The 13,669-nt window shown below is 73.3% G+C and carries 13 protein-coding genes; 6 read left to right on the top strand and 7 right to left on the bottom strand.

The window, feature by feature from the left end; translation table 11 throughout:
• Window positions 1-173: 173 nt before the first annotated feature.
• Window positions 174-518 (bottom strand): histidine triad nucleotide-binding protein, encoded by a 345-nt coding sequence (locus ABZ914_RS07530; protein WP_500192237.1) that lies wholly within the window; start codon window positions 516-518, stop codon window positions 174-176.
• 300 nt (window positions 519-818) lie between these two features.
• Here ABZ914_RS07530 and ABZ914_RS07525 point away from each other — a divergent pair, with 300 nt between their 5' ends.
• Window positions 819-1,406 carry a SigE family RNA polymerase sigma factor gene (locus ABZ914_RS07525; protein ID WP_190856284.1) on the top strand — a complete coding sequence of 196 codons (588 nt, stop codon included), beginning with the start codon at window positions 819-821 and terminating at the stop codon, window positions 1,404-1,406.
• Window positions 1,403-2,101, top strand: a complete 699-nt coding sequence (locus tag ABZ914_RS07520; RefSeq protein ID WP_500192236.1) for a hypothetical protein — start codon at window positions 1,403-1,405, stop codon at window positions 2,099-2,101. Before ABZ914_RS07525 ends, ABZ914_RS07520 begins: the two co-directional genes overlap by 4 nt.
• Before the next feature lie 66 nt (window positions 2,102-2,167).
• Here the strand turns inward: ABZ914_RS07520 and ABZ914_RS07515 are convergent, their stop codons facing one another.
• From ABZ914_RS07515 to hrcA, 3 genes are all read right to left on the bottom strand, one after another.
• Window positions 2,168-2,899, bottom strand: coding sequence for a 16S rRNA (uracil(1498)-N(3))-methyltransferase (locus ABZ914_RS07515; RefSeq protein WP_500192235.1), 732 nt, complete (start codon window positions 2,897-2,899; stop codon window positions 2,168-2,170).
• Window positions 2,900-2,988: 89 nt separating this feature from the next.
• Window positions 2,989-4,128, bottom strand: coding sequence for a molecular chaperone DnaJ (gene dnaJ, locus ABZ914_RS07510; protein ID WP_151596929.1), 1,140 nt, complete (start codon window positions 4,126-4,128; stop codon window positions 2,989-2,991).
• Entirely contained in the window at window positions 4,129-5,139 is a 1,011-nt protein-coding gene (hrcA, locus tag ABZ914_RS07505; RefSeq protein ID WP_190856191.1) for a heat-inducible transcriptional repressor HrcA, read from the bottom strand.
• 187 nt (window positions 5,140-5,326) lie between these two features.
• Here hrcA and ABZ914_RS07500 point away from each other — a divergent pair, with 187 nt between their 5' ends.
• Window positions 5,327-6,139 carry a DUF3097 domain-containing protein gene (locus tag ABZ914_RS07500; protein ID WP_433238518.1) on the top strand — a complete coding sequence of 271 codons (813 nt, stop codon included), beginning with the start codon at window positions 5,327-5,329 and terminating at the stop codon, window positions 6,137-6,139.
• 324 nt (window positions 6,140-6,463) lie between these two features.
• On the opposite strand, the gene hemW is transcribed toward ABZ914_RS07500, so the two are convergent.
• Both hemW and ABZ914_RS07490 read right to left on the bottom strand, forming a co-directional pair.
• Window positions 6,464-7,672 (bottom strand): radical SAM family heme chaperone HemW, encoded by a 1,209-nt coding sequence (gene hemW, locus ABZ914_RS07495; RefSeq protein ID WP_500192234.1) that lies wholly within the window; start codon window positions 7,670-7,672, stop codon window positions 6,464-6,466.
• 30 nt (window positions 7,673-7,702) lie between these two features.
• Complete coding sequence (locus tag ABZ914_RS07490) at window positions 7,703-8,143, bottom strand: antitoxin YezG family protein (RefSeq protein WP_190856194.1); 441 nt, start codon at window positions 8,141-8,143, stop codon at window positions 7,703-7,705.
• Between the two features lie 205 nt (window positions 8,144-8,348).
• On the opposite strand from ABZ914_RS07490, the gene ABZ914_RS07485 reads away from it, so the two are divergent.
• From ABZ914_RS07485 to ABZ914_RS07475, 3 genes are all read left to right on the top strand, one after another.
• On the top strand, window positions 8,349-9,260 hold the full coding sequence (locus ABZ914_RS07485) for a hypothetical protein (protein ID WP_500192233.1): 912 nt from the start codon (window positions 8,349-8,351) through the stop codon (window positions 9,258-9,260).
• A gap of 126 nt (window positions 9,261-9,386) precedes the next feature.
• The gene (locus tag ABZ914_RS07480; protein ID WP_500192232.1) at window positions 9,387-10,820 is read left to right on the top strand and encodes a hypothetical protein; all 1,434 of its coding nucleotides are present in this window, start codon (window positions 9,387-9,389) and stop codon (window positions 10,818-10,820) included.
• 139 nt (window positions 10,821-10,959) lie between these two features.
• A complete protein-coding gene (locus ABZ914_RS07475) occupies window positions 10,960-11,505 on the top strand; it encodes a DUF4870 domain-containing protein (protein WP_500192231.1) in 546 nt (181 codons plus the stop codon).
• A 96-nt stretch (window positions 11,506-11,601) separates the two neighbouring features.
• Here ABZ914_RS07475 and lepA read toward each other — a convergent pair whose 3' ends face one another.
• Entirely contained in the window at window positions 11,602-13,443 is a 1,842-nt protein-coding gene (lepA, locus tag ABZ914_RS07470) for a translation elongation factor 4 (RefSeq protein ID WP_190856198.1), read from the bottom strand.
• Window positions 13,444-13,669: the final 226 nt, after the last annotated feature.

Here is a 13,669-nt window from a genome sequence, read left to right as displayed (position 1 = left end):
GTACCTCAGCGAGTTCGACCAGACGTTCGCCAAGGTCCGGATCATCGATCGCTCGGGCGCCACCAACGGAGAGGTCCCCCTCCCCGGCCGCGGGGGGGGCGCCGCCCCCCCCATCCCCCCGCCCCCCCCGGCCCCCCCCGCGCCCCCGCCCCCCCCGGCCGGTCCGGGACCGGTCAGCCGGGCGGCCAGTTCAGGCCACGCCCGCCGAGCACGTGCGCGTGCACGTGGAAGACCGTCTGGCCGGCCTGCGCGCCGGTGTTGAAGACGATGCGGTAGCCGGTGCCGTCGACGCCGTCGTCCACGGCGACCCGGTGGGCCTCGCCCAGGACCTCGGCCAGCAGCGCCGGGTCGGCGGCGGCGAGCTCGGCGGCCGTGGGGTGGTGGTCCTTGGGGATGACCAGCACGTGCGTGGGCGCCTGCGGGTTGATGTCGCGGAACGCCAGCACGCGCTCGGAGTCCCGGACGACCTTGGCGGGCACGTCCCCGGAAACGATCTTGCAGAACAGGCAGTCGGTCATCTGTCTCCCCTCACGGCGGCCGGAACCGCGCCCCGAGATCCTATCGAGACCGGTGCGGGGATGGTCCGCGGCGCCCCATGATCGCTAAGGTTTCCGGCGTCGATCTCCGGTTGTCGAGCCGCATTCCGACCGGCCACTGGTTAAGGTTGTCAACTCAGGGCGTACCCCCCGGTCCGAAGGCGTTGCCGCGTCTTCGCGCGGGTGGGGGACACCCGGTTCGATGCCGGTCCGAAAGGTCCGTCCGAAAGGCGGCCGGGGGACGGTGAAGGCGGCGGATAGGTGACCGAGGTCCTCAGGAAAATGCCCTTTCGTAAACCCAGCGGCCAGGGTGCGCGTCCCACTGACGTGACCGAGACCCTCGTGGCCAGGGGAACGGCGGGGGCCGTGGCCGTCGCCTGGGACGCCGATCAGGCGGTGACCGCGCTCTACAGCGCCAACTACCGCTCGCTCGTGCGTCTCGCCGCCATGCTCGTGCGCGATTCGGGAACGGCCGAGGAGGTCGTCCAGGACGCGTTCGTGGCGATGCACGGCGGCTGGCGCCGACTGCGCGACCCCGACAAGGCCCTGTCGTACCTGCGCCAGTCCGTGGTCAACCGGTCGCGATCGGTGCTGCGGCACCGCGCCGTCGTCGAGAAGTACGCCCCGAAGGGGCTGCCGGACGCGCCGAGCGCGGAGGCCGGGGCGATCGGCGAGCTCGAACGCTCGGCGGTGATCGACGCGCTCTCCCGGCTCCCCGCACGCCAGCGGGAGGCGCTCGTCCTCCGCTACTACGCCGATCTGTCCGAAGCGGAGATCGCCAACGCGATGGGGATCTCCCGAGGCGCCGTGAAGAGCCATACGGCGCGCGGCATGACCGCGCTACGCAACGTCCTGGAGCAGTTCTCATGACCACCGACCCCCACGACGAGCACGGCGAGATCCTGCGCCGCGCCCTGCACGCGGAGGCGGACTCGGTCACACCCGCCGACGACGGCCTGGAGCGCATCCGGGCCCGGATAGCCGATCCGCGCCGCCGACGCTGGTTCGGCCTGGAACGGTTCGGCACCGCCTGGTTCGGGCTGGACCGGTTCGCCCTCACCTGGGCGCGGCCCGCGCTCGCCGTGGCCGCGGCCGTGGCGATCGCCGGCCTCGGCGTGACCGCGCCGCAGACGATCGACCTCATCCAGCACTCGGTCGGCAGCAACGGCCCGTCCGGCGACGACCACGGCGACCACACCGGCGACCGCGTCGACTCGCAGGGCCGCCCGGTGCTCCCCGGCTCGCCCACGCCGTCCCAGCCCGGCGTGTCCGGGTCGGCCTCCGCCTCGACGGCGACGTCCCCCTCGGTCTCGTCCAGCCCCGCGCCGTGCAAGTCCCCCGGGGCGGGCGGCACGAAGACGTCCCCGTCCCAGGCGGCGCACCACGGCAAGGCGTCCGCCTCGCCGTGCCCGAGCGGCAGCCCCACCACGAGCCCGACGCCGACGGAGACCCCGACGACTCCGCCGCCGACGACGCCCACGCAGCCGACCGAGCAGCCGACGACGCCCACCAGCAGCGCTCCCGCCGTCACCACCGACCAGGGCACCGGCGCCTCCGCACCCTAGCCCCGGCCCGCCCTGACCACGCCCGCGCTCGCCGCCGGCCCGCCTCTCGGTCTCGCCGGGGGCGGGTCACCAGCGGCCGGTGGCGGCCAGCAGCACGGACGCGGCGGCCACCCCGGCCGTCGAGGTCCGCAGCACCGTCGGGCCGAGCCGCGTGGGGCGCCCGCCCGCCGCGGCGAACCGCTCCAGCTCCTCGTCGGCGATCCCGCCCTCGGGGCCGACCACCAGGACGATGTCCCCGTCCTCGGGCGGCTGGACGGCGCTGAGCGGCTCCTGGGCGTCCTCGTGCAGGACGAGCGCGAGCGACGCGGCGGCGATCCGGTCGGCGACGTCGGCGGTGGACGCCAGATCCGGCACCTCCGGCAGGCGGCTGCGGCGCGCCTGCTTCGCCGCCTCCCGGGCGGCGTTGCGCCACCGCCCGAGGGCCTTCTCGCGGCGCTCCGGGCGCCACTGGGTCACGCACCGGGCCGCCGCCCACGGGACGATCTCGTCGACGCCGGCCTCCGTCATGGTCTCCACGGCCAGCTCGCCCCGGTCGCCCTTCGGCAGCGCCTGGACGACCACGAGGCGCGGCGCGGGCGCCGGGTCCGTGCGGCGGGACAGCACGTCCAGGGTCAGCGACGCCCGGTCGGCCGCCGCGACCACGCACTCGGCGAGCAGCCCGGCGCCGTCGGTCAGGTCGACCCGTTCACCGGGACGCAGCCGCCGCACGGTCGCGGCGTGCCGCCCCTCGGCGCCGTCCAGGACGACCCGGTCGGCGCGCAGCCGCGCCGGGTCGGCGAGGAACACCGGCGGACTCATCGCCCTCCCCCCGGGCCGCCGGCGGCGGGCCCGCCCGGAGCCGGCGGCGTGCCGTCGCGGCCCTCGCGGTAGCCCGCCACGGTGGCTCTTCAGTGCTGGTTGAAAACGTCCCTGAGGCGGGAGAACATGCCGCGCTGCCCCGGCGCGAACTTGCCGGGCGGGCGCTCCTCGCCGCGCAGCGCGGCGAGCCGGCGCAGCAGCTCCTCCTGCTCCTCGTCGAGCTTGCCGGGCGTCTCCACGTTCACGTGGATCATCAGGTCGCCGCGGCCGCTCTCGTTGAGGTGCCGCACGCCCCGGTTGTAGAGCGTGATCACCTGCCCGGACTGCGTGCCGGGCTTGATGTCGACCTCCTCGGCGGCGTCCAGCGTCTCGATCGTGACGCTGGTGCCGAGCGCGGCGGCGGTCATCGGGATCTCGACCGTGCAGTGCAGGTCGTCGCCCTCCCGCTCGAAGATCGGGTGCGGCTTCTCGGCGATCTCCAGGAACAGGTCGCCGGGCGGGCCGCCGCCGGGGCCGACCTCGCCCTCGCCGGCGAGCTGGATGTGGATGCCGTTCTCCACGCCCGCCGGGATCTTGACCTTGACGGTGCGCCGGGTGCGGACCCGGCCGTCGCCGGAGCACTCGGTGCACGGGTGCCGGATCACCGAGCCGAACCCGCCGCAGGCGGGGCACGGCCGGGCCGTCATGACCTGCCCGAGGAAGGAGCGCTGCACCTGCTGGACCTCGCCGCGGCCGTGGCAGGTCTCGCAGGTCTCCGGGTGGGTGCCGGGCGCGCAGCCCGTCCCCTCGCAGGTCGTGCAGGCGACCGCGGTGTCGATGGACAGCTCGCGGGTCGTGCCGAAGGCGGTCTCCGCCAGGTCCAGCTCGACGCGCAGCGTCGCGTTGCGGCCCCGGCGCGCGCGCGAACGGGGACCGCGGGAGGTCGCGGTGCCGAAGAACGCGTCCATGATGTCGCTGAACGGGAACCCGGCGCCGCCGAAGCCCCCGGCGCCCGCGCCCGCGCCGCCGCCCGGCGCGAACGGATCAGCGCCGAGGTCGTACATCTCGCGCTTCTTCGGGTCGGAGAGCACCTCGTAGGCCTGGGTGATCTCCTTGAACTTCTCCTGCGTCTCCGGGTCCGGGTTGACGTCCGGGTGCAGCTCGCGCGCGAGCCGCCGGTACGCCTTCTTGACCTCGTCGGCGCTGGCGTCCCGGCGGACGCCGAGGGTCGCGTAGTAGTCGTTGGCCACTTACGACCCCGCCAGGATCTGTCCCACGTAGCGTGCCACTGCCCGTACCGCTCCCATCGTGCCGGGGTAATCCATGCGTGTCGGCCCGAGCACACCCAGCCGGGCCAGCGTGAGGTCGCCGACGCCGTAGTCGGCTGCGACGACCGAGGTCGAACGGAGCCCCTCATCGGGGTTCTCGGTGCCGATCCGCACCGTAAGAGTAGAGGAGTCGCCGGTCTCGCCGAGCAGCCGCATGAGGACCACCTGCTCCTCCAGCGCCACCAGCACCTCCCGCAGGCTCTGCGAGAAGTCGACGGCGGCCAGGTTCGCCGCGCCGGCGAAGACGATCTTCTCCTCGTGGTTCTCGACGAGGGTCTCCAGCAGGACGGACAGGACCGCGGCCGCCACCGGCCGCTCGTCCGGGCCCACCTTGTCCGGCAGGTCCGCCACGGCGGACGGCACGTCGCCGAAACCCAGCCCGTCCAGGCACGTATTGAGCAACGCCCGCAGGTGCCCCACGGATTCCTCGGAGATCTTCCCCGTCTCGATGACGCGCTGCTCGACCCGCCCGGTATTGGTGATCAGCACCAGCAGCAGCCGGCCCTCGGCGACCGGGACCAGCTCCACGTGCCGCACCGACGAGCGGGTCAGCGACGGGTACTGCACGACCGCGACCTGCCGGGTCAGCTGCGCGAGCAGCCGGACCGTGCGGCCGACGATGTCGTCGAGGTCGTAGGCCCCGGACAGGAACGTCTCGATCGCGCGGCGCTCCGCGACCGACAGCGGCTTGATCGTGGACAGCCGGTCGACGAACAGCCGGTATCCCTTGTCGGTGGGGACCCGCCCCGCGCTGGTGTGCGGCTGGGCGATGTACCCCTGCTCCTCCAGCACCGCCATGTCGTTGCGAATCGTCGCGGAAGAGACGCCGAGGTTGTGCCGGTCCACCAGGGCCTTGGAGCCCACCGGCTCGTTCGTGGAGACATAGTCCTCGACTATGGCGCGCAGCACCGCGAGTTTCCGGTCGTCCAGCACCCGGTCACCTCCTTCTGCACCTTCCACAGGTCCTCACGTCCAGATATACCGCCGACGGGGCCTTGCTGGCACTCCGTAGTTCCGAGTGCCAAGTGTACGGCCCGGAGGGGACGTTCCGGGGGCCGCGGCCCGCCGCCGGGCCGCGCGCGGCTGCGTGATCTTATCCCGGCCGTTAGTGTGCGGAACCGTGCGGAGCAAGAACTACGGAGACGACGTGCTCGCCGGCGACTGGCGCCGCCCCCGCAAGGGGCGGATCCCCGAGGTGCCGGCCGAGCCGGGCCTGGTCGCCGAGGATCCCGACAGCGGCTTCTGCGGCGCCGTCGTCGGCTGCGACAAGTTCGGCGTCACGCTGGAGGACCGGTTCGGCAAGCGCCGGGTGTTCCCGCTCACCAAGGCCGGATTCCTGATCGACGGCAAGCCGGTCACCCTCGTCCGGCCCGCCGCGGCGCCCGCCGCCCCGGCCCGCTCGGCGTCCGGGTCGATCGCGGTCCAGGGGCTGCGCGCCCGCGTCGCCAAGGAGAGCCGCATCTACGTGGAGGGCGTCCACGACGCCGAGCTCGTCGAGAAGATCTGGGGGCACGACCTGCGCGTCGAGGGCGTCGTCGTCGAGTACCTCGAAGGCGTGGACGACCTGCCCGCGATCGTCGAGGAGTTCGCGCCGGACGAGGGCCGCCGCCTCGGCGTGCTGGTCGACCACCTCGTGGAGGGCTCCAAGGAGAGCCGGATCGCCGCGCGGGTGTCGTCCCCGCACGTCCTCGTGACCGGCCACCCGTTCATCGACATCTGGGAGGCCGTCAAGCCCGCCGCCGTCGGCATCCCCGCCTGGCCCCGCGTCCCCCGCGGCGTCCCGTGGAAGGAGGGCGTCGTCGAGGCGCTCGGCTGGGACTGCGAGACGGGCGCGGCCTGGAAACGCATCCTCGGCTCCGTCACCACCTACACCGACCTCGAACCGGCCCTCCTCGGCCGCGTCGAGGAGCTCATCGACTTCGTGAGTTGCTAGCCCAGGGGGCGACCCCCTGGAACCCCCGTCACGGTTGACAGGCTGTTTCCCGCTCCGCTGGCGCTCCGCGCGAAACAGCCTGTCAACCGTCGGGCATGCCCGCTGCGCTCGCTGCACTCGCTCCGCGTGCCTACCCGTGCCGGGGCTGGGGTTCGAACTGCCGGGGCTGGGGTTCAAACTCTCGGGCGTGGGTTCGAACTGCTCGGGCTGAGGTTCGAACTCTCGGGCGTGGGTTCGAACTGTCGGGGTGGGGTTCGAGCCGGGGACGCCGCTCCGTTTTGCTCGGCCGTGTGCGGGGCCACGGTTCTGGTCGGGGCGGGTGGGTCAGGTCAGGTCGCGGGTTACGGCGTCGGCCAGGAGGCGGCCTCGGCGGGTGAGGACGGCGCGGCCGCGCTCGTACGGGGCCGGGTCGACGAGGCCGTCGGCGATGGCGCGGCGGACGGCGGCGTCGTCGAGGAGATCGGCGGGGCAGCCGTCCGCGAGGCGGAGTTCGAGCATGATCCGCTCGATGCGGCGGTCGTCGGCGTTGAGGATCTCGCGCGCGTACGCGGGCGTGGTGCCCTCGGCGAGGCGGGCGGCGTATGCGGCGGGGTGCTTGACGTTCCACCAGCGGGTGCCGCCGACGTGGCTGTGGGCGCCGGGGCCGACGCCCCACCAGTCCGCGCCCGTCCAGTACAGGAGGTTGTGGCGGCAGGCGGCCTCCGGGGACGAGGCCCAGTTCGAGATCTCGTACCAGTGCAGGCCGTGCGCGCGCAGAAGGTCGTCGGCGATCAGGTAGCGGTCGGCCATGGCGTCGTCGTCGGGGGCGGTGAGCTCGCCGCGCCGCACCTGCGCCGCCAGGCGGGTGCCCTCCTCGACGATGAGCGCGTACGCGGACACGTGGTCGGGTTCGCAGGCGAGGGCGGCCTCCAGGGACGCGCGCCAGTCGTCGTCGGTCTCCCCCGGCGTCCCGTAGATGAGGTCGAGGTTGATGTGCTCGAAGCCCGCCTTGCGCGTCCACTCGACGACCTGGGGGACGCGGCCCGGCGTGTGGGTCCGCTCCAGGACGGCCAGGACGTGCTCGCGCGCGCTCTGCATGCCGTAGGAGACGCGCGTGAAGCCGACCTCGCGGAGCTTCGCCACGTAGGACTCGTCCACCGACTCGGGGTTGGCCTCGGTGGTCACCTCGGCGCCCGGAGCGAGGCCGAACTCGGCGTCGATGGCCGCCAGGACGCGTCCGAGATCGTCGGGCGCGAGGAGGGTCGGGGTGCCGCCGCCCACGAAGACCGTCTGGACCGGGAGGTCCGCGTCGCCGAGCACCCTGCGGGCCATGCGGACCTCGGCGACGGCGGTGTCGGCGTAGGAGTCGCGGCTCGCGCCCGGTCCGAGCTCGGTGGCCGTGTAGGTGTTGAAGTCGCAGTACCCGCACCGGGTCACGCAGAAGGGCACGTGCACGTAGAACGCGAACGGCCGCGTGCCCAGGCCCTCCAGCGCGCTGCCGGGCAGCGCGCCGTCGGCGGGTACGGGATCACCGTCGGGCAGCGTAGAGGGCACCCCTACAGTCTGCCGCCCGCGGCGGGATGGTCAGGCCTGGTCGAGCTTGCGGCGGAGCCAGGCGGGGATGTGCGCGTCGGTGCGGGGGAAGCGGTCGAGGTCCAGCGCGTAGGCGGACGGCGTCAGCGGCGGCGTGAACTCGGGCTCGCCGTCGTAGTCGAACTCGGCGCTGAACCGGCCCGAGCGCTCGATCTCCAGCCGGGCGGTGAACCACGCGCCCTTGCCGCGCCGGTACATCACGCGGCGCAGCTCGTCCATCTTGCCGACGGCCTGGCCGGGCGGCGTGGCCTTGCGGCGCTCGCCGGCGGCGTCCTCCACCTCGAAGGACGCGCTGTCGATGCCGACGGTGGCACGGAACTCGAAGCCGAGCCGCTCCCAGCCCAGGGGCGCGGCCGAGCGCAGCGCGCGCACGGCGCCGTTCACGGTCTCGCGCTCCTCCGGGGAACGCAGGACCTGCTCGGAGTGGGTCACGCTCGAACCTCCGGTACCGTCGACGCACTGCCCCCGACGGTACCGACATCCGGGCCCGGATCGAGGAGCGCCGGCCGTGTCGCGGCGAAACCGCCGGCCGCGATCGCCGCCCGGGCGGGACGATCTTGGTCGAGCCGGGCGGAACGCGGGCGGCACGGGCCGCAATGATGCGTGCCGCCCCTCTTGGGCGGATAGGGTCGTCCGAATGCGGAACGAGGGGCCGGTGGACTGGGGGCGTGTGCCCGCGCGCGTGCTGCTGCGCGGCGGTCCCGGCGGATGGCACTACGTCGTCGTGGACGACAAGGGCGCGGAGCGGCGCACCGAGTTCGACGGCCCCGGCACCCTCTGGCAGACCGGCGGGCGCTCCGATCCCGAGCCGCCGTGGTGGCGGCGCAGGCTCGCCGAGACCGCCGAGGGGATGCGCGCCGTGATCGCCGAGCGGCTCACCGACGCGACCTTCGGCGACCTCGGCGCGGAGGCCGCGATCACCTGGTTCGCGGTGGACGACCCGGTCGAGTGGGAGGGCCTGGTCACGCTCCGGGAGGCGGACCCGGCGCGGTTCCCGGGCCGGGTCGCCCCGTTCGTGATCACGCTGGAGCCGGGCCGCGGCGCGCTGCTCCCGGACGCCCACCTGCTGTTCAGCACCCCGGCGTCGGACGCTTGGGCGACGCTCGACGCCGTCGCGGAGCGGTGCGGCACGCCGCCGCCGAGGGCGCAGTTCCTGTGCGGGTGGGCCGACCACCGCAGCGTGCAGGTCGGGCGCGGGGTGCTGTCGCTGTCGACGGACCGGTCCGAGACGGGGGCCGAGCGGGTGGCGGAGATCTGCGGGACGCGGCGGCCCGGCTGGAGCGGCAATCCGGAGATGCGGTTCCGGCTCGACGGGATCGACCTGCTGGACGAGCCCGCCGGCGACGTGACCACGCTCCTCGCCGAGCTGGGCCACGAGGTGGTGCGGCGCGGGCGGGCCGTGCGGCTGCCCGGGCTGGGCCTCACCCTGTACGGGCCCGACGGCCGGTCGCCGCGCCCCGCGCGGCGGTCCGCCGATGGGGAGGAGCGGTTCGCGGCCGTGTCGATGCAGCATCCGGCGCCGTTCGCCCCGCTCTGGGCCGGCGCCTGAGCCGTCTTGCCCGGAGCCGGGGGCGCGGGGGCGTTCCGAAGATCGTCCTTGCGGCAACGATCCCGACATCCACCGGGGACCGGCCCGTCACCGGCGGGCAATCCGGCCGCCCTAGGTTTCCCGATCATGAGAAGCCGTGCGCGTCACACAGCCCTCGCCCTGTCCGCCGCCGCCCTCGCCGCCGCTCCCCTCGCCCTCGCCGCCCCCGCCGAAGCCGCTCCCTCCGCCGACACCGCTCCCTCCGCCGACGCCGCCGCCCGGACGATCAACGTCCAGCGGGGCGGTCCCGCCCGCTCGTTCACCTTCACCGCCGGCCGCGCCGGTGAGGCCCTGATCGGCTTCACCGCGTCCGCGCCCGGGGTGTCGTGGGCGAAGAAGGGCGCCGAGTCCGCCGTGGTGTCCATCGCGGTGGACGGCCGGCACGTCACCGACCTCGTCGTCCCGTCGTCCGACCCGACGCCCCGCAGCCTCGCCCTCGGCCGCGTCGGCAGGGGCCGGCACAAGGTCACCCTGCGGTTCGCCAAGGGCAGCGCCCCCGCCGCGCAGCGGGTGCGGCTCGCGCGCACCGGCGTCCGGATGCCCGCCGCCGACCAGCTCGTCCTGCGCTACGCGCCCGTCGTGGTGGGACGGACCCTCGCGGTGACCGGCGACGCGTACCAGAACGCCACGACCGACACCCCGCTGATCGCGTGGCACGAGACCAGGCCCGCCACCACCCCCGGCCACCAGATCCTCGAATACTCGGTCGTCTGGAGCAACGAGGACGGCGGAACGGACACGCCCGCCCTCATGGCCCGCTGGGGACGCACCACCGACATCGAGTGGATCTACCGCGTCGAGGTCGACGCCCAGGGGAACCGCGTGGACGGCACCGGCGTCTACCAGGCGCCGAACCACGCCACGTTGCAGTTCACCGGCAAGTACGAGGCCGACCACCCGGTCCTCCAGACGTGCACGGTGAACAACAACATGTGCGACGCCGTCACGCCGGACTCGCCGCTGCGCTTCATGCCGGACGTCACCGCCACGCGCCCGCAGGACCGCACCCGCGAGTACGTGATGGACCAGCAGCCGTGGACGTACCGGGTCATGGCGCAGGAGATGCTCCGCGAAGGCAAGATCGAGAACCCGTCCGATCCCGCGACGACGGCGGTCGGCGACCAGCGCACGTACCTGTTCGCCGAGTTCGCCAAGACCACCGGCGCCGCCACCGGGACCGGGTCCGTGCCGGGCGTCGCGCTCGGGGTGCGGCTGAAGTCCGACCCGTCGCGGCTGTACCGGTCCGACCACGACCAGCCGACCTGGTCGATCGACCGGGACGGGCCCGTCGCGACGACGGTCGAGCTGCCCGAGGGCACGCGGCCGTCCGACATCGCGAGCGTCGAGGCGATCCGGCGGCCCACCGGGCTCGGCGACAACGGCGCGCCCGCCACCGTCACCGCCGTCAACCGGGGCTTCTTCCTGGACTCGTCGTACCTGCCGGGGAGCTCGTTCCTGACGTGGAAGGGCTCGGTCGCGCTCACGCCGCAGAGCCCGTCGGGCGTCCTCTGGCGTCCCTGACGGCCGGCGCCGGCCGTTACGGGCCGTCCGCCGGGCGGCGGGGGCAGGAAAGACGGGAAACCGGGCGAACTCCGGATGCGTCCTAGGAGTCGTACTATTCGCCAAAGCTCGCTCAGCGAACCCGGAGAGGACACCCGCCATGGCCTACGGGCCTCCCCCGTCGCCCGGCCAGGGACAGCAGCCCGGATGGCAGCAGCCGCCCCAGCAGCAGAGCCCGTGGCAGCAGCCCGGATCGGCCTGGCAGCAGCCGCAGCCCGGTGGCGCGTGGCAGCAGCCGCCGCAGGACGGCCCGGGCCAGGGCTGGCAGCAGCCGGCCCAGGGGCGCGGCACCGCGCAGATGCCCGGCCATTTCGGTCCCGTCAGCGACGACGACAAGACCTGGTCGCTGATGGCCTACCTCGGCCAGTTCCTCGTCGGCGCCATCGCGCCCGCCATCGTCTACCTCGGCAAGGCGCGCTCGCCGTTCGTCCGCCGGCACGCCGCGCAGGGCCTGAACATGGGCATCGCGGCGATCGCCGTCTGGATCGTCGGCGGCCTGCTCGCGCTCGCCGTCGACGTCCTGATCTGGGTGCCGCTGGTCTTCACCGCGGTCGTGCTGTTCTTCCTCGTCTACGCGGCGCGGGCCGCCAACCGCGGCGAGTTCCGGGAGGTCCCGGTCGTCGTCGCCTGGCCGATCGTCAAATAGCCGATCGTGAAGTAGCGGTCGGCACGTAACCGGTCGGCACGTGGCCGGTCGCCGGAGAATCCGGCCGGGCGGCGCTCCGCCCGGCCGCGGGGGTCGCTACTTGCGTCCCTTGTCGGTGGACTCGCCACCGGTGGACAGCGCGGCGACGAACGCCTCCTGCGGGACGTCCACCCGCCCGATCGTCTTCATCCGCTTCTTGCCCTCCTTCTGCTTCTCCAGCAGCTTGCGCTTGCGGGAGATGTCGCCGCCGTAGCACTTGGCGAGGACGTCCTTGCGGATGGCGCGGATGTTCTCGCGCGCGATGATGCGCGCCCCGATCGCGGCCTGGATGGGCACCTCGTACTGCTGCCGCGGGATCAGCTCCTTGAGCTTGGCCGTCATCATCAGGCCGTACTCGCGGGACTTGTCCTTGTGGACGATCTGGCTGAAGGCGTCCACCGACTCGCCCTGCAGCAGGATGTCGACCTTCACCAGGTCGGACTCCTGCTCGCCGCTCGGCTCGTAGTCCAGCGAGGCGTACCCGCGGGTCCGCGACTTCAGCTGGTCGAAGAAATCGAAGATGATCTCGGCGAGGGGCAGCGTGTAGCGGATCTCGACCCGGTCCTCCGACAGGTAGTCCATGCCGAGCAGGACCCCGCGGCGCCCCTGGCACAGCTCCATGATCGCGCCGATGTGGTCGGACGGCGACAGCAGCGTCGCCTTCACCACCGGCTCGTACACCGCGCCGATCTTGCCCTCGGGGAACTCGCTGGGGTTGGTGACGGTGTGCTCCGACCCGTCCTCCATGACCACCCGGTAGACGACGTTCGGCGCCGTCGAGATCAGCGACAGGCCGAACTCGCGCTCCAGCCGCTCCCGGACGATCTCCATGTGCAGCAGCCCGAGGAACCCGCAGCGGAACCCGAAGCCGAGCGCCGCCGACGTCTCCGGCTCGTAGATCAGCGCCGCGTCGTTCAGCCGCAGCTTGTCGAGGGCGTCGCGCAGCTCGGGGTACTCGTCGCCGTCCACCGGGTACAGGCCCGAGAACACCATCGGCTTCGGGTCCTGGTAGCCCCCGAGCGCGTCCGGCGCCGGACGGCCCGCGACGGTCACCGTGTCGCCGACCCGCGCCTGCCGGACGTCCTTCACCCCGGTGATCAGGTAGCCGACCTCGCCGACGCCGAGCCCCTGGACGGGCTTCGGCTCCGGGGAGATCACGCCGACCTCCAGCGTGTCGTGCGCCGCGCCCGTCGACATCATCAGGCTCTTCTCGCGGCGCGACAGGTGGCCGTCCACGATCCGGACGTAGGTGACCACGCCGCGGTAGGTGTCGTACACCGAGTCGAAGATCAGCGCGCGGGCCGGGCCGTCCGGGTCGCCGACCGGCGCCGGCACGTCCGCGACGATCTTGTCGAGCAGCTCGCGCACGCCCTCGCCGGTCTTGCCGGACACCCGCAGCACGTCGGACGGGTCGCAGCCGATGATCCCGGCCAGCTCCTCGGCGTACTTCTCCGGCTGCGCCGCGGGCAGGTCGATCTTGTTCAGCACCGGGATCAGGTGCAGGTCCGCCTCGAGCGCCAGGTACAGGTTCGCGAGCGTCTGCGCCTCGATGCCCTGCGCCGCGTCCACCAGCAGCACCGCGCCCTCGCACGCCGCCAGCGACCGCGACACCTCGTAGGAGAAGTCGACGTGGCCGGGGGTGTCGATCAGGTTGAGCACGTAGTCGGTGCCGCCGGAGCTCCACGGCAGCCGTACCGCCTGGCTCTTGATCGTGATGCCGCGCTCGCGCTCGATGTCCATCCGGTCGAGGTACTGGGCGCGCATCTGGCGCTCCTCGACGACGCCGGTCAACTGCAGCATGCGGTCCGCGAGCGTCGACTTGCCATGGTCGATGTGCGCGATGATGCAGAAGTTGCGGATGATCGCGGGATCGGTCTTGTCAGGCTCAGGCGCTGGCACCGGGGTCCGTTCGCAAACTCACAGGTGGACAATGGATCTGTACATCCATAGTCCCATGCCGGACCTGATGCTCCGTGCACGGCCTCCGCGGCGCCCCCGGGCCCGCCGGACCCGGCCGGTTCGCGGCGGACGGGCCCGATTGGTAGGCTGTGCGACTGCGTGTGGCGTAGCGTCGTGCCCCGGGGGCACCGTCCGCCCCCGTCAGACATCCTGTTCGCGCCTGCCG

Source organism: Spirillospora sp. NPDC046719 (assembly GCF_040645715.1).
Taxonomy (GTDB): Bacteria; Actinomycetota; Actinomycetes; order Streptosporangiales; family Streptosporangiaceae; genus Spirillospora.
Note: the sequence above shows the minus strand (reverse complement) of the source record. Positions and strands in the feature narration are given on the sequence as shown.

Coding starts and splice junctions, on each gene's coding strand:
- ABZ914_RS07530 (WP_500192237.1), bottom strand. CDS start 518: ATGACCGACTGCCTGTTCTGCAAGATCGTTTCCGGGGACGTGCCCGCC.
- ABZ914_RS07525 (WP_190856284.1), top strand. CDS start 819: ATGCCCTTTCGTAAACCCAGCGGCCAGGGTGCGCGTCCCACTGACGTG.
- ABZ914_RS07520 (WP_500192236.1), top strand. CDS start 1,403: ATGACCACCGACCCCCACGACGAGCACGGCGAGATCCTGCGCCGCGCC.
- ABZ914_RS07515 (WP_500192235.1), bottom strand. CDS start 2,899: ATGAGTCCGCCGGTGTTCCTCGCCGACCCGGCGCGGCTGCGCGCCGAC.
- ABZ914_RS07485 (WP_500192233.1), top strand. CDS start 8,349: ATGCGGAACGAGGGGCCGGTGGACTGGGGGCGTGTGCCCGCGCGCGTG.
- ABZ914_RS07480 (WP_500192232.1), top strand. CDS start 9,387: ATGAGAAGCCGTGCGCGTCACACAGCCCTCGCCCTGTCCGCCGCCGCC.
- ABZ914_RS07475 (WP_500192231.1), top strand. CDS start 10,960: ATGGCCTACGGGCCTCCCCCGTCGCCCGGCCAGGGACAGCAGCCCGGA.